This is a genomic window from Streptomyces africanus (assembly GCF_002150735.1).
GTDB classification, from domain to species: Bacteria; Actinomycetota; Actinomycetes; order Streptomycetales; family Streptomycetaceae; genus Streptomyces; species Streptomyces africanus.
This window is the reverse complement of record NZ_MUKA01000017.1, coordinates 1-19057: the sequence shown is the minus strand read 5'-3', so window position 1 is coordinate 19057 and position 19057 is coordinate 1. Positions and strand designations below refer to the sequence as shown.

At 72.8% G+C, this 19057-nt stretch carries 20 protein-coding genes; 6 read left to right on the top strand and 14 right to left on the bottom strand.

Annotated features, from left to right (window positions below; translation table 11 throughout):
• Nucleotides 1-2 precede the first annotated feature (2 nt).
• From CCL05_RS02740 to CCL05_RS02730, 3 genes are all read right to left on the bottom strand, one after another.
• On the bottom strand, nucleotides 3-860 hold the full coding sequence (locus CCL05_RS02740) for an MHYT domain-containing protein (protein WP_086558861.1): 858 nt from the start codon (nucleotides 858-860) through the stop codon (nucleotides 3-5).
• A 121-nt stretch (nucleotides 861-981) separates the two neighbouring features.
• A complete protein-coding gene (locus CCL05_RS02735; RefSeq protein ID WP_086558860.1) occupies nucleotides 982-1737 on the bottom strand; it encodes a dienelactone hydrolase family protein in 756 nt (251 codons plus the stop codon).
• A 144-nt stretch (nucleotides 1738-1881) separates the two neighbouring features.
• A complete protein-coding gene (locus tag CCL05_RS02730; RefSeq protein WP_167409495.1) occupies nucleotides 1882-2502 on the bottom strand; it encodes an L-threonylcarbamoyladenylate synthase in 621 nt (206 codons plus the stop codon).
• A gap of 172 nt (nucleotides 2503-2674) precedes the next feature.
• Between CCL05_RS02730 and CCL05_RS02725 the strand changes: the two genes are divergently transcribed.
• Nucleotides 2675-4168 (top strand): helix-turn-helix domain-containing protein, encoded by a 1494-nt coding sequence (locus CCL05_RS02725; protein ID WP_086558905.1) that lies wholly within the window; start codon nucleotides 2675-2677, stop codon nucleotides 4166-4168.
• Nucleotides 4169-4398: 230 nt separating this feature from the next.
• On the opposite strand, the gene CCL05_RS02720 is transcribed toward CCL05_RS02725, so the two are convergent.
• Genes CCL05_RS02720 through CCL05_RS02695 form a run of 6 tightly spaced genes read right to left on the bottom strand, consistent with a single transcriptional unit; the run spans nucleotide 4399 to nucleotide 9834 of the window.
• A complete protein-coding gene (locus tag CCL05_RS02720; protein WP_086558859.1) occupies nucleotides 4399-5625 on the bottom strand; it encodes a cytochrome P450 family protein in 1227 nt (408 codons plus the stop codon).
• On the bottom strand, nucleotides 5622-6860 hold the full coding sequence (locus CCL05_RS02715; protein ID WP_086558858.1) for a cytochrome P450 family protein: 1239 nt from the start codon (nucleotides 6858-6860) through the stop codon (nucleotides 5622-5624). Before CCL05_RS02715 ends, CCL05_RS02720 begins: the two co-directional genes overlap by 4 nt.
• A complete protein-coding gene (locus tag CCL05_RS02710) occupies nucleotides 6857-7483 on the bottom strand; it encodes a GTP-binding protein (protein ID WP_086558857.1) in 627 nt (208 codons plus the stop codon). Before CCL05_RS02710 ends, CCL05_RS02715 begins: the two co-directional genes overlap by 4 nt.
• Nucleotides 7455-7817, bottom strand: coding sequence for a DUF742 domain-containing protein (locus tag CCL05_RS02705; protein ID WP_086558856.1), 363 nt, complete (start codon nucleotides 7815-7817; stop codon nucleotides 7455-7457). The genes CCL05_RS02710 and CCL05_RS02705 overlap by 29 nt, the downstream gene beginning before the upstream one ends.
• Nucleotides 7814-8236: a roadblock/LC7 domain-containing protein gene (locus tag CCL05_RS02700; RefSeq protein ID WP_086558855.1), complete on the bottom strand. Its 423-nt coding sequence runs from the start codon at nucleotides 8234-8236 to the stop codon at nucleotides 7814-7816. The genes CCL05_RS02705 and CCL05_RS02700 overlap by 4 nt, the downstream gene beginning before the upstream one ends.
• Complete coding sequence (locus CCL05_RS02695; protein ID WP_086558854.1) at nucleotides 8233-9834, bottom strand: ATP-binding protein; 1602 nt, start codon at nucleotides 9832-9834, stop codon at nucleotides 8233-8235. Before CCL05_RS02695 ends, CCL05_RS02700 begins: the two co-directional genes overlap by 4 nt.
• Nucleotides 9835-10176: 342 nt before the next feature.
• On the opposite strand from CCL05_RS02695, the gene CCL05_RS02690 reads away from it, so the two are divergent.
• Nucleotides 10177-10413, top strand: a complete 237-nt coding sequence (locus tag CCL05_RS02690; protein WP_020276938.1) for a hypothetical protein — start codon at nucleotides 10177-10179, stop codon at nucleotides 10411-10413.
• Nucleotides 10414-10485: 72 nt separating this feature from the next.
• Here the strand turns inward: CCL05_RS02690 and CCL05_RS02685 are convergent, their stop codons facing one another.
• Both CCL05_RS02685 and CCL05_RS02680 read right to left on the bottom strand, forming a co-directional pair.
• A complete protein-coding gene (locus CCL05_RS02685; protein ID WP_086558853.1) occupies nucleotides 10486-10935 on the bottom strand; it encodes a hypothetical protein in 450 nt (149 codons plus the stop codon).
• A gap of 84 nt (nucleotides 10936-11019) precedes the next feature.
• The gene (locus CCL05_RS02680; RefSeq protein WP_086558852.1) at nucleotides 11020-11634 is read right to left on the bottom strand and encodes a P-loop NTPase family protein; all 615 of its coding nucleotides are present in this window, start codon (nucleotides 11632-11634) and stop codon (nucleotides 11020-11022) included.
• Between the two features lie 104 nt (nucleotides 11635-11738).
• Here CCL05_RS02680 and CCL05_RS45835 point away from each other — a divergent pair, with 104 nt between their 5' ends.
• Together CCL05_RS45835 and CCL05_RS02665 are read left to right on the top strand one after the other, a co-directional pair.
• The gene (locus tag CCL05_RS45835) at nucleotides 11739-13466 is read left to right on the top strand and encodes a hypothetical protein (RefSeq protein ID WP_244204133.1); all 1728 of its coding nucleotides are present in this window, start codon (nucleotides 11739-11741) and stop codon (nucleotides 13464-13466) included.
• 177 nt (nucleotides 13467-13643) lie between these two features.
• Nucleotides 13644-15302, top strand: coding sequence for a catalase (locus tag CCL05_RS02665; protein ID WP_086558851.1), 1659 nt, complete (start codon nucleotides 13644-13646; stop codon nucleotides 15300-15302).
• Between the two features lie 4 nt (nucleotides 15303-15306).
• On the opposite strand, the gene CCL05_RS02660 is transcribed toward CCL05_RS02665, so the two are convergent.
• Together CCL05_RS02660 and CCL05_RS02655 are read right to left on the bottom strand one after the other, a co-directional pair.
• A complete protein-coding gene (locus tag CCL05_RS02660; RefSeq protein WP_086558850.1) occupies nucleotides 15307-16161 on the bottom strand; it encodes a fructosamine kinase family protein in 855 nt (284 codons plus the stop codon).
• A 71-nt stretch (nucleotides 16162-16232) separates the two neighbouring features.
• Complete coding sequence (locus CCL05_RS02655) at nucleotides 16233-16688, bottom strand: hypothetical protein (RefSeq protein ID WP_086558849.1); 456 nt, start codon at nucleotides 16686-16688, stop codon at nucleotides 16233-16235.
• A gap of 225 nt (nucleotides 16689-16913) precedes the next feature.
• Between CCL05_RS02655 and CCL05_RS02650 the strand changes: the two genes are divergently transcribed.
• A complete protein-coding gene (locus tag CCL05_RS02650; RefSeq protein WP_086558848.1) occupies nucleotides 16914-17237 on the top strand; it encodes a hypothetical protein in 324 nt (107 codons plus the stop codon).
• 27 nt (nucleotides 17238-17264) lie between these two features.
• Here CCL05_RS02650 and CCL05_RS02645 read toward each other — a convergent pair whose 3' ends face one another.
• Nucleotides 17265-17798, bottom strand: a complete 534-nt coding sequence (locus CCL05_RS02645) for a hypothetical protein (protein ID WP_086558847.1) — start codon at nucleotides 17796-17798, stop codon at nucleotides 17265-17267.
• 242 nt (nucleotides 17799-18040) lie between these two features.
• Between CCL05_RS02645 and CCL05_RS02640 the strand changes: the two genes are divergently transcribed.
• Nucleotides 18041-18568, top strand: coding sequence for a hypothetical protein (locus tag CCL05_RS02640; protein ID WP_086558846.1), 528 nt, complete (start codon nucleotides 18041-18043; stop codon nucleotides 18566-18568).
• Nucleotides 18569-19057: the final 489 nt, after the last annotated feature.

Sequence of the window (19057 nt, the reverse complement as noted above, 5' to 3'; positions counted from 1 at the left end):
GTTCACCGGCCGCGGGCGGGCGAGTCCGTGTCGTGCCACGACGTACGCGGCCCGGGAACGGCGCGGGCGGCCCGGATGCCCGCGGAGCCGCTCGGAGGCGGGGCGGGGTTCCGGTTCCCGGCCCGCTCGCCGTGGACCAGCAGCGGGTCGAACATGATCACGACCCCGGCCAGCAGCAGGAAGACGACCGGCCCCAGCAGCATCGGCAGCAGCAGCGACAGGGCCGAGTCGCCCTCCCACGTCCCGCCGGTCGTGTCGTGCACATGGACGCTGACGGCGGCCATGCCCGTGTAGTGCATCCCGGACACCGCCACGCCCATCACCAGGCTCGCCCCGAGGCTCGTCACCAGACCGCGGACCGTGACGGCCGACCACAGCGCGGCGGTCGCGGCGGCGATGGCGATCAGCACGGACAGCACCACGCCGACCGGGTCGTAGCCGACGTCGCCGTGCAGCCGCAGCGCCGCCATGCCCAGGTAGTGCATGGCCGCCACCCCCAGTCCGGTGACGACACCCGCGACCGCCAGGGTGCCTCGGCCCGGGCCGCGGTAGCCGACGATGAACACGCCGATGCCCACGACGGCGACGGCCACGACGAGACTGAGCACCGTCGTGGCCGCGTCATAACGGACCCGGGTCTCCTCCACGTGGAAGCCGGTCATGGCGATGAAGTGCATCGTCCAGATCCCGCATCCGATGGAGGCGGCGCCTAACGCCAGCCAACCCGGCTTCCAGGACCGCGAGTTCAGCAGTGAGCGCACGATGCACCGCAGCCCCAGCGCCCCTCCCAGACAGGCCATCAGATACGCCGCCACCGGGGTCACCGCACCGTAGCGGAACCCGTCGACCGTGCCCTCCATGGGCCCAACTCCCCCCGAGTCATGCCTGATGTTCCGCAAGGTCTACGCGCAGGGATCGCGGGAGAGCAAGCCCTTACCGCCGGTAGGGCGGCAAGTCCTGTCGAACAGGGGCCGATTGAGGTCAGAATGTGCGCTTCAGCAGGTCGAGCAGCGCCGCCCAGTGCCGCTCGTCGGCCTCCTTGTGGTACGACGCGGTGTCGGACTGCGTGAAACCGTGCGGCGCGCCCGTGTACACCTCGCACCGGTGGCGGACGCCCGCCGCGGTCAGGGCCTCCTCCAGGCGCTCGATCTGCTCCCGGGGCAGCGAGGGGTCCTGGTCGGCGTGGCCGAAGTACAGTTCGGCGGTGACATTGCCGGCCACCAGGTGCGGGCTGTCCGGTGTGTCCGTCGCCAGCCGCCCGCCGTGGAAGCCGGCCGCGGCCGCGACCCGCTCCGGGTAGGTCCCGGCCGTGAGCAGCGACAGGCGCGCCCCCATGCAGTAACCGGTCAGCGCGACCGGACCGTCGGCCACCGCGGAGGACTCGGCCAGCAGGCGCAGATAGGCACCGGCGTCCCGCATCGCCCGCTCGGGCGTCAGGGCCTGCATGACCGGCATGATGCGCTCGAAGATCTCCGGCCGCGCCCCCGGGTCGATGAACTCGGGCAGATCGAACAGCGGGGCGCGGCCGTGCCGGTAGAACACGTTGGGCACCAGCACCGTGTAGCCCTCGCCGGCCAGCCGGTCGGCCATCGACCGCAGCCGCGGACGCAGTCCGAAGGCGTCCATGTAGAGCAGGACCCCCGGGTGGGCGGCCCCGTCGGCGGGATGTGCCAGATACGCGTCGGCGGTGCCGTCCTCGGTGGGGATGTCGACAGCGGTTCCCTGTACGGCGGTCATGAGTGGGCTGCCTCTCTGCGGTGTCGGCCAGGAACCCGTCCGCGTGAGCCGGGCGGATCACGGGCATCGTGACACGCCGCTTCGCGGGGCATTTCGCCCACCCCCCGGCACACGGCAGGGTGTGCACGCCCCTTGGCGCGCGCTTTACTCGAACCGTGACGTGTCGCCCGCGCCGTGCCGCACGATCTCGGCCTCCCCGCCGGAGAAGTCGATCACCGTCGTCGGCTCGGTCCCGCAGTCACCGGAGTCGACCACCCCGTCCAGCACGTGGTCGAGCAGGTCCTTGATCTCCCAGCCCTGTGTCATCGGCTCGTCCTCGCCGGGCAGCAGCAGGGTGCTGGACAGCAGCGGCTCACCGAGCTCGGCGAGCAGGGCCTGGGTGACGACATGGTCGGGGATCCGCACGCCGACCGTCTTCTTCTTGGGGTGCTGCAGCATGCGCGGCACCTCCTTCGTCGCGGGCAGGATGAACGTGTAGCTGCCGGGCGTCGACGCCTTGATCGCGCGGAACACGTCGTTGTCGATCCGCACGAACTGGCCGAGCTGCGCGAAGTCCTGGCACACGAGAGTGAAGTGGTGCCGGTCGTCCAGCTTGCGGATCGTACGGATCCGCTCGATGCCGTCACGGCTGCCCAGACGGCAGCCCAGTGCGTAACAGGAGTCCGTGGGGTAGGCGACAAGAGCGTCCGCACGGATGCTGTCGGCGATCTGGCCGATGGTGCGGGGCTGGGGGTTGTCGGGGTGCACGTCGTAGTACTTCGCCATCCGTCGAGCTTATGCCGCCCGCGCGGTGCGGTGGCGCAGGGCGGGGTGCCGGCCTGCGGGAGGGCGCCGGGCGGGTCCGCCCGGGATGCCCGGGACGAGAGCGCGGGACGTGTGGGGTAACGTCCCCGACCGGTGCGCCGGAGGCGGCGCGGGCAACGAGGGGAAGGCCGAGGTGGCTGGCCGAGAGGACGGGAACCGGCAGCAGCGGACACCGGCCGGGCAGGGCCCGGCGTGGGCGGAGGAACTGCTCGACCACCTGCGCCCGGCGGGGCGCGACGTGCGCCGGGTCGTGGGCTGGCTCGCCGGCACCGTGCGCGGATCCGTGGCCCTCCAGGACGCCGCCGGCAACCTCATCGCCGGAACCCGGCTCCCGCTGGACGAGGGCCTCGTCACGGACATCACCGCCGGCCGGATCGCCTCCGCCGCCTGGGAGAGCCAGGAGCGCCACCAGCGCCTGGTCAGGGTGGAACACCCGTCCCACACCTGCGTCCTGGCCGTCTCCCGCGAGACCCCCTTCGACCGCCGGGCCGCCGACGTCGTCACCCACACCGCCCAGGTGATCGAGCTCCTGCTGACCGCGCGCGAGTCGACCGCGGCCGGGCACCGGCTCCGCCGGGCCACCTCCGACCTGCGCCTGGCCATCCTGCAACTGCTGATGGTCGAGGACACCATCGCCGCCCGCCGCGTCGCCGCCGGGCTCTGGCCCGGACTGCTCGACGCCGACACGGCGTGCGTGTACGTCGTCGAGTCCGACGCCGCCGTACGCGACCGCATCGCCGAGGAGTGCCTGGACGGCACCGGCGAGGACGCCCTGGTCGTGCGCTGTCCGGCCATGGACGGCCATGTGATCGTCGTCAGCCCCCGCGACAGCACCGGCGAGACCCTGCGGTCCCTGGTCGGCCGGCACCCGGACATCTTCCTCGGCGGCAGCGTCCGGCAGAGCCTCGCCCGGACCGCCACCGCGTACGGACAGGCCGTCAGCGCCCTCGCGGTCGCCCACTTCCGGCCCGACAAGACGGCGGTCTACGCCGAGCGCACCCGTCCCGAGCGCCTCATGGACCCGGGGGCGCTGCGCGGCTGGACGGCCCGGGTGCTGCGCCCGCTCGACACCCTGCCGCACCACACCCGCGCCGAACTCCTCGCCACCACCCGCCTGGGCCTGGAGTTCACGGCCGTCAGCGCCGCCAAGGTCCTCGGCGTCAGCCGCAACACCGTCCGCGCCCGCATGGAACGCGTGGAGACCCTGCTCGGCACCGACTTCGCCGACCTCACGGTCCGGGCCGTCGTCCACCTGGCGCTCAACACCCAGATCGGCCTGCCCGACGCCCAGTACCCCGACGACACCGGGAACTCCACGCTCCGGCTCTCCGACCTGCTGTCCGGTCCCGCCGTACGCACCTGGGCCCAGGACCTGCTCGGCCGGCTGGACGCGGACGCCAGGAACCCGCGCCGGACGCTGCGCACCTGGATCACCGCCGGCGGCAACGCCGAACGGGCCGCGCAGATCCTGGGCATGCACCCGCAGACCGTGCGCGAGCACGTCCGCAGCGCCGAGCCCGTCCTCGAACGCCAACTGCTCGCCGCGGGCACCGACCTGTACGAGGTCGTGCTGGCCCACCTGGCCGTCGGTGACCTCGATCTGCCGGCTTTCCGCCGCCACGACTGACCGTCTGTGCCGCATGGGCAACCGGTTGGCCAGGTCCCGACGGGACGAAACCGGGCCATCCGGACTCCGCTGTGCACGGGTGAGCCCTGTTGAGCGCGCAACGGGCATCGACACGATTCACAGGGCCTCGGCCGGCGACGTAGGTTCGACGAACCGCGGGGGCTCGACCGGAACGGGGGACCGGTCGCGCTCTCGCGCGCTGCCCGCGGGGCGGCAGCCCTTCGCTTGCCTCAGCCGCGCAGCCGCACGGGAATCTCCTGCCAGCCGAATGCGATGAAGGACGCCACCTGCCGCAGGCCCTCGTCACCGGCGGCCAGGCTCAGGCCGGGGAACCGGTCGAACAACGCCGGCAGCGCGGTCAGCGCCTCCAGGCGGGCCAGCGGTGCCCCGATGCAGCGGTGGACCCCGATCCCGAACGACAGATGGTCGTCTGCGGCGCGCGTGGCGTCGAAGACGCCGGCGTCCGGCCCGTAGTGCTCGGGGTCGAGCCCCGCGGCGGCGTACGTCGTGAGGATGGCGTCTCCGGCCGGGATCGTGACGTCGCCGACGGTGAGGTCCGTGACGGCGAACCGGAGCGGCAGCGAGGCGACCGACGGGTGGGCGCGCAGCGTCTCGTCGACGACGGCGTCCCAGCCGATCTCCCCGGACCGTACGGCGGCGAGCTGCTCGGGGTGGCGGAGCAGGGCCACGACCGCGTTGCCGACGAGATTGACGGTGGTCTCGAAACCGGCCCCGATGACCAGCAGCAGTGTGTACAGCAACTCCTCGTCGCTGAGCCGGCCGCCGTCCTCGTCCCGGACCCGGATCAGCTCCGTGGTCATGTCGTCACCGGGGTGCGCGGTCTTGTGCGCGATCAGCGCGGGCAGCACCGTGCCGATCTGCCGCTGGACGGACGCCGCGTGCTCCGGACTCGGGTCGGTGGTGTCCATCAGGGCCGCGATCATCCGGGCGGTGTCCTGGCGCAACTCGTCGGGGACACCGAACAGTTCGCAGATGATCCGCATCGGCAGCGGATGGGCTAATCCCTCCCTGATGTCCACGACCTCGCCGTCGGCCGCGTCGAGCGCGTCCAGCAGCTCCGCGGTGATCGCCTCCACCCGGGGCCGCAGCGCCTCGGTGCGCCGGTGCGTGAAGCTGGGCGCCACCAGCTTGCGCAGCCGCGTGTGGTCCGCGCCGTAGGTGGAGAGCATGTTCACCACGCCTACCCAGCCCACGATCCAGCCCCAGGACGGGTGCTCGCCGATCTCGGGCCACAGCCGCCAGTGCAGCCGCGGGTCCTTGCTGACCCGCGGGTCGAGGATGAGTTCCTTCAGCGTGTCGTAGCGCGTGGGCGCCCAGGCGGGGATCCCGCCGGGCAGCTCCACGGGCACGATCGGGCCGAGGGCGCGCAGCCGGGCGCACTCGCCCGCGATGTCCGCGCCGAACGGGTCGAGTGCGATGCGGTCGGTCACGGTCACGTTCGTCCTCCTGGCTGATCGGGGGAGCGGGGAGTGAAACGGACGGGCAGCGCCGTCAGCGAGCGGTGGAACGGGCCGGGCCGCCAGGTGAGACGCTCGCGGGGCAGCACGGGTTCCAGGTCGGGCAGCCACTGCGTGAGCCGTTCGATCGCCTCGGTGGCGATGAGCAGCGTGTGCTGCTTGACCGGGCAGGCGTGCGGGCCCGCCGACCAGGACAGGTGGGAGGCGTCGCCCGGGTGCCGGTCCGCGCCGCGCTCCTGCTCGGTGGCCTGCGCCAGCGCCCCGTACGAGATCACCACCGGCACCGCGGCCCTGATCCACACGCCGTGGAAGGTGACCGGCGTGCGGGCGTAGTGGATGCCGTAGTTGGCGAGCGGCGTCTCGTGGTGCAGCACCTCCAGCACCGCGTCCGTCACCGGGCGGGCGCCGCTGGTGAGCGTCGAGTAGTAGGCCGGGTTGCCGAGGATCCTGGACAGCGCGTTGGACACCAGGTTGGCCGTCGGCTCGTGTCCCGCGCCGAGCGTGAGGAACACCTGCCAGGTGACCTCCTCGGGGGTCAGCCCCGCCGGATGGTCCAGCAGCCAGCTCGGCAGGTCGTCGCCGCGCCGCTCGGTCTTGGCCGCGATCAGCTCCAGCACGTACCCGGCGAACTCCGCCTCGCCCTCCGCCGACTGTGCGCCGCCCTCGATCAGCTTGCCCAGCGCGGCGTCGAGCCGGTCGCTGGCGCTGTCCGGCAGGCCGAACAGGCTGTTGAACACCAGCGCCATCAACGGCCGGGTGAACTCGCCGACCAGGTCGGCCTCGCCCCGCGGCCCGATCCGGCTCACCAGCAGATGCACCGCCCGGTGCACGCGCTCCCGCAGGTCGTGCGGCTCCACCAGGTCGAAGGCGTCGATCAGGGTGGTGCGGTAGCGGATGTGCGCGGCACCGTCGGCGAACAGGGTGTTGGGCCGCCAGCGCATCATCCCGAGCACGGGGGAGTCGTCGGGAACGGTCGCCTGCCACGGCCGGGGATCGTGCGAGAAGTTCTGCGTGTCGTGCAGCAGGTCCAGCGCCGCCCGCCGGTCCGTGACGACGTACGCCGGCACACCGGGCGCGAGTTCCGCCCAGCCGACCGGGCCCTGGGCGCGCAGGGCGGCGTAGTACGGGCGGGGGTCGTGGGCGAAGCCGTCCTCCCACAGGCGGACGGGCACCGCGCGGGAGAAGGCCTGCTCGGCAGGGGACGGGTGGGTCACCGGTACTCCGCGGGTCGGTGGTCGATCAGGTGCTGGACCAGGGCGAGCAGGGCGTCGATCGAGGAGTTCGCCTCCCGCGCGTCGCAGGTCACCATGGGGGTCGTCGGCTCCAGGTCCAGGGCGGCGCGCAACTGCTCGGGCGTGTGGTGCCGCGGCGCGTCCGGGAAGGTGTTGAAGGCGACCGCGTACGGCAGCCCTGTCTCCTCGACCAGCCCGAGCACGTCGAACGAGGCGTCGATCCGGCGGGCGTCGACCAGCACGAGCGCGCCGAGCGCACCATGGGCGATGTCGCCCCACAGCGACCGGAACCGCTCCTGGCCGGGCGTGCCGAACAGATACAGCACGATCCCGCCCGGCAGGCTGATCCGGCCGAAGTCGATGGCGACCGTGGTGGTCGACTTGTCCCGGACCCCGGCGAGATCGTCCACCTGCGCGGACGCCTCGGTGAGCTGCTCCTCGGTGTGCAGCGGGCGGATCTCCGAGACCGAGTCGATCAGGGTGGTCTTGCCCACCCCGAAAGGCCCCGTGACCAGGATCTTCACCAGGTCGCGGGCGGTGTCCGGGAGATGGATGCCGTCGCCGCCGGAGGCGGCGTCAACGGTGCTTGAGGTCGCGGAGGCCATCGGCCACTCTCTTCAGCAGGTCGGGGTCGAAGCGCCGGGCGGGCGGGATCGGCGCGCGGGCCAGCACCAGGTCGCGGTCGACGAGGTCGGCGGCCAGCACCAGCACGGCGGAGACGGGCAGCCGCAGCAGGGCCGCGGCCTCCACCACCGTCAGCGACCCGTACTCCAGCTCCTCCAGCAGGGCCGCCTGCGCGGCGGGCAGATCGGCGGGAGCCGGCTCGCCGCTGCCGGTGAGGACCGACAGCCGCTCCAGATGCGCACGGCTGGGCCGGGCCACACCGCCGGTCGACAGATACGCGGGAACCAGGGGACGGCCGCCTCGGCGGCCGGTCATGCCGGCGTGCCGCCGTCGGCGCCTCGGGGCCCGGCGGCCATCGCCTTCTCACCCAGCCGCGCGACCTGCGAGTGCACCCGGTGCGCGAGCAGGTCCAGACGCACCTCGGGGTCGCCGTACGCGGCCACGCAGGTGCCGTGGTCCGTCGGGACGATGAGCACATAGCCGTGGTCCGACTCGATGACGACCTGCCGGATGTCGGCCCGGTCGGTGTCGGCGAACGCCGCCGCCGCGGTACGGCAGGCGCCCTGCACGGTGCTGGTGATGGCGGCGACCCGCTCGGCCGACGGCTGCGACAGCGCGTCGGTGTAGCCGGTCACGAGCCCGTCCCGGGTGAGCAGGACGGCGGCCACGACGTGCGGCACCTCCAGAACCGGTTCGAGCACCCAGGCCGTGTCCCCCGTTGCGCGGCTGGTCATCGAGCCGTTCCCCCTTCGTGGTCGTTTTGGTCTCGGCCGGTCTCGTCGGGCCCGTCGGCCGTGGTCGCGGCCGGGGCACCCTCAGATACGGCTGGAGGGGCGCCGGTGTTCGGCCGCGCGGCGAAACGTGCGGCCGCCGTGCCGGACTGGAGGGCGCCGAGGGCGGCGGCGGACTCCTCGGGACGCCGCGGGCGGCGCTGCGGTGCGGGTGCGGGCGCGGCGGCCGGGGTGCCCGGCAGGGGCGTGGCCCGGCTGCGGCGACGCCGCTGGGGGAGTCCGCCGTTGTCACGGGGGCCGTGGTGGCCCGGGGCCGGGGCGGAGTCCTCGTCGTCCTGGTCCGTGCCGTAGCCGTGATCGTCGGGTGAGGTGGGGGCGGACGGCTGCCCGGGCTTCCTGGCGGCGGAGGCCGGGGCCGGATCGGGTTCGCAGGCCGGGGCGGCAGGGGCGGCTGCGCCCGGCGCGTCGCTGGGGGACGACGCGCCACCGGGGGACGAGGCGGCACCGTCCGCCGTGTCCCGCCCCGCCCTGCGTGTCGAGCGCGGGGCGCTGGCCGCGGGAGGCACTTCGTCGGGATCGATGCGGGTCAGCAGGTGGCTGTCGACCCGCAGCACCGCCCGCACGCCGCCGTACGGGGACGGGGAGGACAGGTCCACGCTCAGCTCGAACTGCCGGGTCAGCTGGCCGATGGCGGCGAGTCCCATGCGCGGCGGATCGCCGAGCTCCGTGAGCAGGATCGGTTCCGAGCCGGCCACCATCCGCTGGGCGCGGGCCCGTTCGTCCTGCGTCATCCCCAGCCCGGCGTCGTCGACGGTGACGCAGACACCGTGGTGGACCGCCTCCAGGTTGACCACGACGTCGGTGTCGGGCGCGGAGTGCCGCAGCGCGTTGTCGAGCAGCTCGGCGACGATGATGGCGACCGGTTCGACGGCGTGCGACACCAGGGCCGTCCCGGCCTGAAGGTGGTTGTGGATCCGGACGCGCTGGTAGCCCGCGAGCCGGGCCTGACCGCCCGTCACCGCGTCCACGAGGTGGGACTCCTCCCGGGCCAGCCCCACCCAGGCCCCGCACACCACCGCGGCGATCTGCGCGCGCCGCAGCGACTGCTCGTTCTCGTGGTCCAGCTCGAACAGCGTCTGCGCCAACTCCGGGTCGTCATAGCGCTGTTGCAGACCCCGCAGGGCGTCCTGCAACCGGTACAGCGCCGCCTGGATCTCCCGCGTGGCGCCACGCATCCCGGCCTGCGCGGCGGCGTCGATCCGGGTGCGCTGCGCGGCGAGTTCGGCGTGCAGCCCCTTCAGCACCTGCTCCAGCGCGAGACCCAGGGGCGAACCGGAGAGCTGCGGACCGAGCGGGCCGGGCACCGCGACGTGCGGATGGGCCGCCTGCCGGGCGGCGGCGGGCACGCGCCGCGCCGCCAGGTGCTCGACCTCGGCCGTGAACGCCCGTGTGGTGCCGTCGAGTTGTGCCCGCAGGGCGGCCGTCTTCGCGCGCTGTGCGGCCAGTTGCCGCCGTGAGCGCAGCAACCCGCCGCCGAGGGCGAACGCGGACAGTGTGCCGACGGCGAGACCGCCGACGACCAGGTCCGGTAATTCGATCATCGAGTCGAGTCCAGGGAGAGTCGGGCAGGGCGGAGTCCGAGGTGCTCTCACGAGCCACCCGCAGCACAGTACACACTGTCATCGACCGCTTTCGCACGGTGGAACGGCACTTCGTTCTGAAACTGACCAGTGTCTGTTCGCTTCTGTGACAACTGTCGGTATTGCCGTACGGAGGAGGGGAGTTGGTGGTCCGTACGGGTCTGACCGTCGGGTCGGCCGCCCGTCCGGCGAGGACGTGACCGAACGGTCACGCAACGTGACGCATGCGGGCTGTGTGTCCGACCGGAGGACGGGTACCCGTCCGGCGCCTGAAGAGGTCCGCTCCGCAAGAAGGAGGCTCGAATGACCAGCGAGACGGAGACCGGCGGCGTGACCGGTACGCAGGACAAGGACTACAACCTGATCTGGTACGTCGAGGCGTGCCTGAACAACGCCCTGCGTCTGGAGAGCTACATCCAGGACGCGGAGCGCGCCAAGGACACCGAGGTCGCGGACCTGTTCCGCAAGGCGCAGGCGGACAGCCGCAAGGGTGCCGAACTGGGCAAGAACCTCCTGCGCGCACGCCTCAACGGCGGCTGAGGCCCTACCGGGGCAACGCGGCCCGGACTCCGCCGGTCGGCGGCGTCCGGGCCCTGTCGTGTCCGGCAGGGTTCAGCCGGCGTAGACCTTGCCCTCCTTCACGACGTACTCGGCCGGCTCGGAGCAGCCGAGGGACGGCGTGCGCAGCAGGCTCACCGTCAGCGGCGCGGGCTCGGTGCTCGCGGCCGAGAACTCACAGACGGCGCCCTTGCCGGTGAGCGGGTACCAGAACCAGCCGTCCACGTCGCCCACGGTCACACGGTCCGACTCCTTCCAGGCGCCGTCGGACTGCGTGTACACCTGGAGACGCACCGAGGCGGCGTACTCGTCCTGCGTCGAACGCAGCGCGGTGAGAGTGATCTTGTAGTCGGAGCCGAGGACGGACGAGGCGATCTGCCGGGTCTGCGGTGCGGCGGAGTCCGCGCTGGACGCCCCGGCGCCGGCGGCGCCGAGGGCGGCCGCCATCGCGACGGTGAGGACTGCGGTCGTGCCGCGGCGGGTCAGGCTGCGGGCCAGGCTCATGTGTTCCCCCGTTGGAACGATTCGGGACGGAGTTGTTCCGTTCGGTGATGAAGACACCCGGCGCCGACCGGAAGTTGTACGGGATCAGAGCCGGAAAATCCCGCTCACCCGTTCGGTGAGTTCGTCCTCCGACATCGTCAGGTCGACCGTGACGGTGGGCAGTTGGAGGCGTGCGGTCTCCTCGCGGAGGCGTTCCGTGAACAGGTGGTCCCGCACGGCGATGTTGCGGCTCGCCCGCTCCGGGTCACTGGTCCGCTCCGTGAACCCTCCGCCCGGCGTGGCCCGGCTCGTGAACGCGGCCTGCCGGAACTCCGGTGTGGGCAGGAGCCAGACGGCGTGCCCCGGCCCGGGGAGCAGGGGTTGCACGAGGTGCGGCAGCAGCCGGAAGCCCTCGACGACGACACAGGCGTCCGGCGGCATGCGCAGCAGGTCCTCGACGATCAGCCCGAAGCCCTCGCCGCCAAACCAGTGGAACGTCTCGAGCATGGTCTCCGGAGACCGGTTCACCCAGCGTTCGTCCATGTCCATGGCCATGAACTCGTGCAGCAGCGGCGCCTCTTCGGGCGTGGTCCGGCGGGCGTGATCCCCCATCACATCGTCCGTCGCGTAGAGGCGCCAGCCGTGCCGAGCGGCGAGCCGGCGGGCGATCGTGGACTTGCCCGCGCCGCTCCCGCCCCCGATCCAGTAGACGTGCCGCATGCTTCCGCTCTCCCGTTCTCCCCTGATCGCGCTCTGATTGTCAGTGGTGGATGCCACGATGCCGACAGCTCACCATCCCATCCCCAAACGAGGAGGAGCTGATCGTGCGCAGACCGGTCGAGGGAGAGGTCCATGTGCACTACGGCCAGATCTACGTCGAGACCGATCCGGACTGCTTCGGGCCGGGCCTCGCGGAGGCGTTCGCCGGGCAGCGTGCGGGACTGTGCGGGGCGGCGACACCGGGTGCTCTGTGGCTGAACACCGGTCTGCACACCGGCTCGGTGGGCTTCACGGTCGAGGTGCACGAGCAGGCGCCGCCGCTGGATCCGGCCTGGGAGGACGTGGTGGAGGTGTCCTTCCGCCCGGTGTCGGCGGACAGCGCGTTGGTGGAATGGGGAGGGGGAGACTCCTGGCAGCTCGATCTCGAGGAGGAGACCGACTACCGGGTGCGGTACTGCGCCCAGGGCATGGACCAGGCGAGCGAGCGGGACACCCGGATGGACGGCGAGCCCCGACTCGACTGCTACCTCCTCCAGTTCTGGCCCGCCCCGCCCGCACCGGACCGCGTCCTGAAACAGACCTCGCAGGTCGCCGCCTACTGGCACCGCTACGCCCGCGAACTGCCGCCGCCACCCACCCCGGCCGAACGCGCCGAAGCCGAACGCCAGGCCCGCCTCGCCGAGGAAACGGCGGAGCGGGAACACCGGCTCGCCTTCGAACGATGGGAGTGGGGCGGACAGTCACCGAGCCAGGCTCTGCGTGACGTCGGCGGCAACGTCCGCGGCCTGCTCGAATTCGACCCCGCCCTGGTCCATGCGATCGACGCGTCCGGCCCCGCCACTCAGCGCGCGGTGGCCCTGTTCGCGGCCCGCCGGGCGTGTGAAGCGGCCGGTCTCACCGCCCTCGACTGGGTCGCGGGCGCGCTGACGGCCCTGTCCGAAGGCCGTCCGCTGCCGCCGCCGTTCGACGACGACGCCCGCATGTGGGAGACCCTGGCCACCGACCCGCGGGTCCCGGACAGGACGGTGGGCCGGGCCGTCCCGCCCGAGCGGCCGCCCTTCCGCCGGCCCGCGTCCCCGGGCACGCCCGTGCCGCAACCCCTGGACGCCGCACAGGCCGCACAGGCCGTGGTGGGCCCGGCGACCGCCGTGGCGAACTGGCAGGCGTCCGACTCAGGCCGGTGCGCCGAGGTGACGCCGCGGGTCTCGGGGTCTGGCCCGTGCGCCGAGGTGACGCCGCGGGCGTCCGGCTCCGGTGCGTGCGCTGTGGCGTCAGCGCAGGTCTCCGACTCCGGTCCGTGCGCCGAGGTGACGCCGCGGGTCTCGGGGTCTGGCCCGTGCGCCGAGGTGACGCCGCGGGCGTCCGGCTCCGGTGCGTACGGTGTGGCGTCAGCGCAGGCGTCCGACTCCGGTCCGTGCGCCGAGGTGACGCCTCGGGTCCCGGGGCCCGGCCCGTGCGCCGAGGTGACGCCGCAGGGATCCGGCTCCGGCGCGTACACCGTGGCGACAGCACAGGGATCCGGCTCCGGCCCGTACGCCGTGGCGGCAGCGCAGGGATCCGGCTCCGGCCCGTGCGCCGTGGCGTCAGCGCAGGGATCCGGCTCCGGCCCGTACGCCATGGCGGTCACCTTCGGCCCGCCGGACCCGTCCGTGCGGATGTCGCAGCCGCACATGGCCCTCCCCGCGGTGAGCGGCGCCGCCGAACCCGACCCGCTCCGGGCGGCTCTCGACGCGGTGTTCGCGGCCGTCGCCGCGTACGGCGAGAACCATCGGGCCCTCCTCGCGGAGGTCTGGTCCGTGGTGCGCGGGACGGCACGCGTGAGCGGCCCCTGACCGGGCCCCGGTTCACGCCCTGATCGTGCATCCCCAAGAGGGCAGGCCCTGGAACCTTCGGCACGTGACTGACCCTGCTCCGCCGGGTACCCGGGCGTTCCGCCATGACCGGCCGGGCGGCCGCTCGCGGCGCCGCCCCGGTCGGCCGCCGGCCATGAGCCGAAGGAGCCCACGCATATGACGGACGTATCCGGTACCGGTCCCGCTCCGGGCGACGACCGCGAGGTCCTCACCAACCGCCAGGGCCATCCGGTCTACGACAACCAGAACCAGCGCACCATCGGCGCCCGAGGCCCCGCCACGCTGGAGAACTACCAGTTCCTCGAGAAGATCAGCCACTTCGACCGGGAACGCATCCCCGAGCGCGTCGTGCACGCCCGCGGCGTCACCGCCTACGGTCACTTCGAGACCTACGGCACCTGGGGCGACGAGCCGATCAGCCGCTACACCCGGGCCAAACTCTTCCAGGAACGCGGCAAACGCACCGACGTGGCCGTCCGCTTCTCCACCGTCATCGGCGGACGCGACTCCTCCGAGGCCGCCCGCGACCCACGTGGTTTCGCGGTCAAGTTCTACACGGAGGACGGCAACTGGGACCTGGTCGGCAACAACCTCGGCGTCTTCTTCATCCGTGACGCCATCAAGTTCCCGGACGTCATCCACGCCCTCAAGCCGGACCCGGTCACCTTCGAGCAGCAGCCCCGCCGCATCTTCGACTTCATGTCGCAGACGCCCGAGGCGATGCACATGCTGGTCAACCTGTTCAGCCCGCGCGGCATCCCCGCGGACTACCGCCATATGCAGGGCTTCGGCGTCAACACGTACAAGTGGGTCAACGCCGACGGCGACACCAAACTGGTCAAGTACCACTGGATGCCCAAGCAGGGCGTGCGCAGCATGACCGAGGAGGACGCGGCGGGCGTCCAGGCCGACTCCCTCGGCCACGCCACCAAGGACCTGTACGAGTCGGTGGCCCGCGGCGACTACCCGGAGTGGGAGCTGCTCGTCCAGATGATGGACGACCACGACCACCCCGAGCTCGACTTCGACCCGCTGGACGACACCAAGACCTGGCCCGAGCAGGACTTCCCGCCGAAGCCGGTGGGCCGGATGGTGCTCGACCGGATGCCGCGGGACTTCTTCGCCGAGAACGAGCAGATCTCCTTCGGCACCGGCGTCCTCGTCGACGGCCTGGACTTCTCCGACGACAAGATGCTCGTCGGCCGGACCTTCTCCTACAGCGACACCCAGCGCTACCGGGTCGGCCCGAACTATCTGCAACTGCCCGTCAACCAGGCCAAGAACGCGGACGTGCGCACCAACCAGCGCGACGGCCAGATGGCGTACCACGTCGACGGCGGTGGTGAGAACCCGCAGGTCAACTACGAGCCGTCGATCACCGGCGGTCTGCGCGAGGCCCGCTATCCGACCCACGACGAGCAGGGACCCGTGATCGAGGGGCGGCTCACCCGCAAGCGCATCCCCCGCACCAACGACTACCTGCAGGCCGGGCAGCGCTACCTGCTGCTGGAGGACTGGGAGCGGGACGACCTGGTGAAGAACTTCATCGGTCAATTGTCCCAGTGCGACCGCGCCGTGCAGGAGCGCATGGTCTGGCACTTCCTGCTGGTCGAGAACGACCTGGGGCTGAGCGTCGGCGAGGGGCTGGGCATCGGCCCGGAGGACGTCGCCGGTCTGGAGCCGCTGGCGAGCCAGGACCTCACGGACGAGGACCGCGAACGCCTGGCCAACCTGGGCAAGAACCCGCCACGGGACGTCGAGGGCCTCACCATGACCCACTGCGTGCCGGACGAACGGCACGTCGTGATCCGTTGACCGGTCACTTCGACAGGGCGGTACGGGCCATCGCGAGGGCCTGTTCCGCGTAGCTCCGGCCGAACAGCACGGCGTGCACCAGCAGCGGGAACAGCTGGTGTACGCCGACGCGGTCCGCCCAGCCCTCGGCGAGCGGCGCCTCCTCCTGGTAGCCGTCCAGCACCTGCTCCAGGTGCGGGCAGCCGAACAGTCGCAGCATCGCCAGATCGGTCTCGCGGTGCCCGCCGTGCGCGGCCGGGTCGATCAGCCGGACGTCCCCGTCGGCCGCCCACAGCACGTTGCCGTTCCACAGGTCGCCGTGCAGCCGCGCGGGCGGCTCGGCGGGCCCCGCCAGCTCCGGCAGTCGCTCGCACAGCCGCTCCACGTCGGCCGCCTCGCCGGGGCGGACGGTGCCCTGGTCGACCGCGCGCCGCAGATAGGGCAGCACGCGATGCTCGGCGTACCAGCCCGGCCAGGCCGTGCCGGGCTCGTTGCGCATCGGGGCCAGCCCGATGTACGCGTCCGCCGGCCCGTCCGGCGGCGGCGCGCCGAACGCGGGCGCCCCGGCGGCATGCAGGGCGGCCAGGTCGCGGCCGAAGCGGACCGCCGCCTCCCGGCTCGGCCGCCCCTGCGTCACCCGGTCGATGACCAGCCAGTTCCCGTCGTGGCCGTGCACGGCCGGTACCCGCACCGTGCCGGCGCCGGCCAGCCAGCGCAGCCCGGCCGCCTCGGCCCGCACCGCCCCAGGACCCTCGGCGCGCTTGACGATCACCACCCGCCCGTCGTCGAGCGTGACCTCGGCGAGGCCCCCGGACAGCGGCCGTTCCCCGGTGACCGCCCGCCCGGTGAGCCGGGCCACGACATCCGCAGGGGCGGTCATTCGCGCTCCTCCCTCGGGTTCGAGCTTGATCGAACACCCAGAGTACGACCGCACCCCCAGAGGCCCGGAACTCAGCCCTCGGACCCGCAATCGACGTCCAGCAACTGGATCGGGCGCGTCGCGTCGAGGTCGACGTACGCCCTGAAGTCGGCCTTGTCGGACCCGCCGTTCCAGTACGTGCTCACCGTCGCCCAGCCGACCCGTGCCGACTGGGCCGTGGTCACCGCACCGACGTCGATGGACACCGGGATGTTCTGCGCGCACAGCAGGACATCGAACTCCGGGTTGGCGGCGACCTTCTCCTTCAACTGCGGCGAGATCCCGTACTTACGGGCGAAGTCCCCGGGCCCCTGCTCCCCGTAGAAGTCCTCGAGGAACGTGTGGATCTCCTGGGCGGTGTACCGGTCGTTGGCGTCGACGGCGGACGCGGCAGCGGCCGGAACGGCCGCCGCGCCGATGCCCAGGGCGGCGACACAACCGACTGCGAACAGGCGCCAGCGGGTCGGGCGCGCAACGTTGCGGAACATTCTGGATACCCCCGTTGTGGTCTCTTCTGCGTGCTCCCCGCGCCGCGGCGGACCGTTGGCGCGGGAAGCCGATCGCAGGTGTAGACCTCTCGTTCCCGGCCGCCGTTGTGCCCCGCCCGGCGGCCGTTTCGATTCCGGGACATTCGCCACCCCCCGGTCACGCGGGACGGTGAAATCGCGCCGCCCGCCGACAGAACCGGCCACCGGCGGGGGACCAGTCGGGGTATGACGAGCTCACCGTTCCAGCGCACCATCGCCCTGCCCGCCCCCGTGTGCGAACAGGCCGCACAGCATCTGGAGCAGGCCGCACACCGGTCCATCGACGGGGCCGCGGTCCCCCTGAAGGCGTTCCGCGCGGCCGCCGACACCGACTTCGTCCTCCCCGCGTCGGTCGTCGAGCAGGCGGCGGCCTGCCTGCTGGTCCTGGCCACGGAGACCGCCCAGAGCGTACGGCCCTCCGCCCTGCGGGCCACCATCAGCGTCGCGCTGCGGCTGCGGGACGCCGTGGAACTGTCGCATCAGCCGGCCCTCAGCAGCAGGTTCTGGTGAATCGGGTCCGGCGGCGGGACCTGCGCGTCAGGACTCGCGGAAGGCGACCTGAACCTGACCGTGGCGCAGTTCCGCCAGCGTGGCGCGCTGCCGCCGGGCCCGTTCGATGAGGTCGTCGAGGTGCCGCGGATCGAGACGCGTGTCGGTGGCGGCCAGGTCGCGGAGCGTCTGCCAGCCGGCCGACTTGCCCTCCACCCCCAGACCCAGCGCCTCCAGCTCCCACAGTGTGCTCAGCGGGGACCGGCGTACCAGGCTGCCGTTGCTCTTCAGCCGGCCCACCTGCTCCGCCGCCCGGCCCGCGTAGACCTTGTAGCGCCGCACCGGGACGTCGAGCCGCCGCATGATGTGGAGCAGGCTCGCCCGGTCCTCGGCGATCTCGGCGGCGACCGGGGCCAGGGTGTCGGCGAGCGCCGTACCCCGGCACGAGCGCACCAGGTGACGTATCCGCGCCGTCCCGGCGGTGGCGCCGGCGAGATGGTCGTTGAGGTAGACGCCCAGCAGCGACATGTCGGTGGCGGCAGCACGCTGGGCGCCCGGCGGATCCGTTCGCTGTTCCGTCATGGCACTGCTCCTGTCCTGCTCCGGCCCTGCCCCGACCGCCGGCTTGCGGAAGACGATGCGTGGCGAGTGCCCGGGCCCCTCCCGGCGAAACGGGATCACCGGCCCTGCCCATTCGTCCCGTTTTCGATGTGGCCGAGGACACATCCTGGACGAGGCCCCGATCACGTCCGGGTACGCGGAGCGGCGGCTACCGTCTACGGGCAGATCCCCCCGCTTCCCACCCCCTTTCGGACGGCCCGGCAGTGCAAGCAGATCTCTCTCCTGTCATAGCGGCGACCGCCCAGTGGCTGACCCGCGCCTTCCCCGCCTCCGGCGGCGCGCTCGCCTCCGCGCTGTGCGAGGTGCAGGCCCGGCAGGCCGTGACGGTCGCGGCGTGGCTCAGGTACCCGACGGAGATGGACGCCGCGCTGGTCGGCATGGCGGGCCCCGGGGGCTCCGCGCGGCTGGACTGGCTCACCGGCGCGGACGCGTCCCTCGGCGACGACGTCGACGCGCACGCCTGGCGCACCTGGGTGGACGAGGTCGTGGCGAGCTGGGCGGCCAGTCTGCTCACCGACCCGGAGCTGGCCGCCCTGGCGGTGGCCGCGCTCGCCGAGGGCAGCCACAGCACCGGCACACCGGCCGAGTTCCGCCGGCTCGTCGCACCCGACGACAGCGACCAGCGCGCCGCCGCCCTCCTGCGCCACCCCGACCTGCTCGCCCCCGTGGCCGGCCTCCACCAGGCACAACTCCTCGCCCGCCTGCACCCGGGCCGCACACTGATCGCCTGACACGGGGCCCCGCCCCTGACGGCCCAGCGCCGCCGGCTCCCGGCGGCCTCGGTCCGCCGGCCTTCGGCGGTGTCCGTCCGCGCGGAGGTGCCGGTCCGTACGCCCGCGGTGGCCGCGGCCCCGACGCGGTTCGGCCGTCGGCCCTGAGCGCTGCCCGCAGGCCCGCCCCATTGCCGACTCCCCGCGGCTCCCTCTGCCCCGACCTGCGTTAACAGCTGGTAACCCCAACCCCTCACCCTCCGTGACTCACCGGTTTGCCGTACGCGGTCGTGCCGTGGTCGCACCGGCGGCGGACGCTGAGCGTGGGCTCGACGGCCTCCGGCCACCTTCCGCGGCGCGAGGCGTACACCGTCGCGCCGGGCCGTGACGCCGCTGACGGAGGAGAGACCGAGATGACCACCGCCCTCTCACGGAGCTGGGAACACGCCGTCATCACGGGCGGCGCACAGGTGGGAGCCGACGAATCCGGCGCCGCCCGTGATGACGGCG

What these genes read in the sequence shown, in the direction of transcription:
- CCL05_RS02735 (WP_086558860.1), bottom strand. Translation starts at nt 1,737, where the DNA reads ATGACCGCCGTACAGGGAACCGCTGTCGACATCCCCACCGAGGACGGC.
- CCL05_RS02690 (WP_020276938.1), top strand. Translation starts at nt 10,177, where the DNA reads ATGACCAGCGAGACGGAGACCGGCGGCGTGACCGGTACGCAGGACAAG.
- CCL05_RS02740 (WP_086558861.1), bottom strand. Translation starts at nt 860, where the DNA reads ATGGAGGGCACGGTCGACGGGTTCCGCTACGGTGCGGTGACCCCGGTG.
- CCL05_RS02705 (WP_086558856.1), bottom strand. Translation starts at nt 7,817, where the DNA reads ATGACCGGCCGCCGAGGCGGCCGTCCCCTGGTTCCCGCGTATCTGTCG.
- CCL05_RS02655 (WP_086558849.1), bottom strand. Translation starts at nt 16,688, where the DNA reads ATGTTCCGCAACGTTGCGCGCCCGACCCGCTGGCGCCTGTTCGCAGTC.
- CCL05_RS02685 (WP_086558853.1), bottom strand. Translation starts at nt 10,935, where the DNA reads ATGAGCCTGGCCCGCAGCCTGACCCGCCGCGGCACGACCGCAGTCCTC.
- CCL05_RS02650 (WP_086558848.1), top strand. Translation starts at nt 16,914, where the DNA reads ATGACGAGCTCACCGTTCCAGCGCACCATCGCCCTGCCCGCCCCCGTG.
- CCL05_RS02680 (WP_086558852.1), bottom strand. Translation starts at nt 11,634, where the DNA reads ATGCGGCACGTCTACTGGATCGGGGGCGGGAGCGGCGCGGGCAAGTCC.
- CCL05_RS02645 (WP_086558847.1), bottom strand. Translation starts at nt 17,798, where the DNA reads ATGACGGAACAGCGAACGGATCCGCCGGGCGCCCAGCGTGCTGCCGCC.
- CCL05_RS02710 (WP_086558857.1), bottom strand. Translation starts at nt 7,483, where the DNA reads ATGGCCTCCGCGACCTCAAGCACCGTTGACGCCGCCTCCGGCGGCGAC.
- CCL05_RS02665 (WP_086558851.1), top strand. Translation starts at nt 13,644, where the DNA reads ATGACGGACGTATCCGGTACCGGTCCCGCTCCGGGCGACGACCGCGAG.
- CCL05_RS02700 (WP_086558855.1), bottom strand. Translation starts at nt 8,236, where the DNA reads ATGACCAGCCGCGCAACGGGGGACACGGCCTGGGTGCTCGAACCGGTT.
- CCL05_RS02730 (WP_167409495.1), bottom strand. Translation starts at nt 2,502, where the DNA reads ATGGCGAAGTACTACGACGTGCACCCCGACAACCCCCAGCCCCGCACC.
- CCL05_RS02695 (WP_086558854.1), bottom strand. Translation starts at nt 9,834, where the DNA reads ATGATCGAATTACCGGACCTGGTCGTCGGCGGTCTCGCCGTCGGCACA.
- CCL05_RS02660 (WP_086558850.1), bottom strand. Translation starts at nt 16,161, where the DNA reads ATGACCGCCCCTGCGGATGTCGTGGCCCGGCTCACCGGGCGGGCGGTC.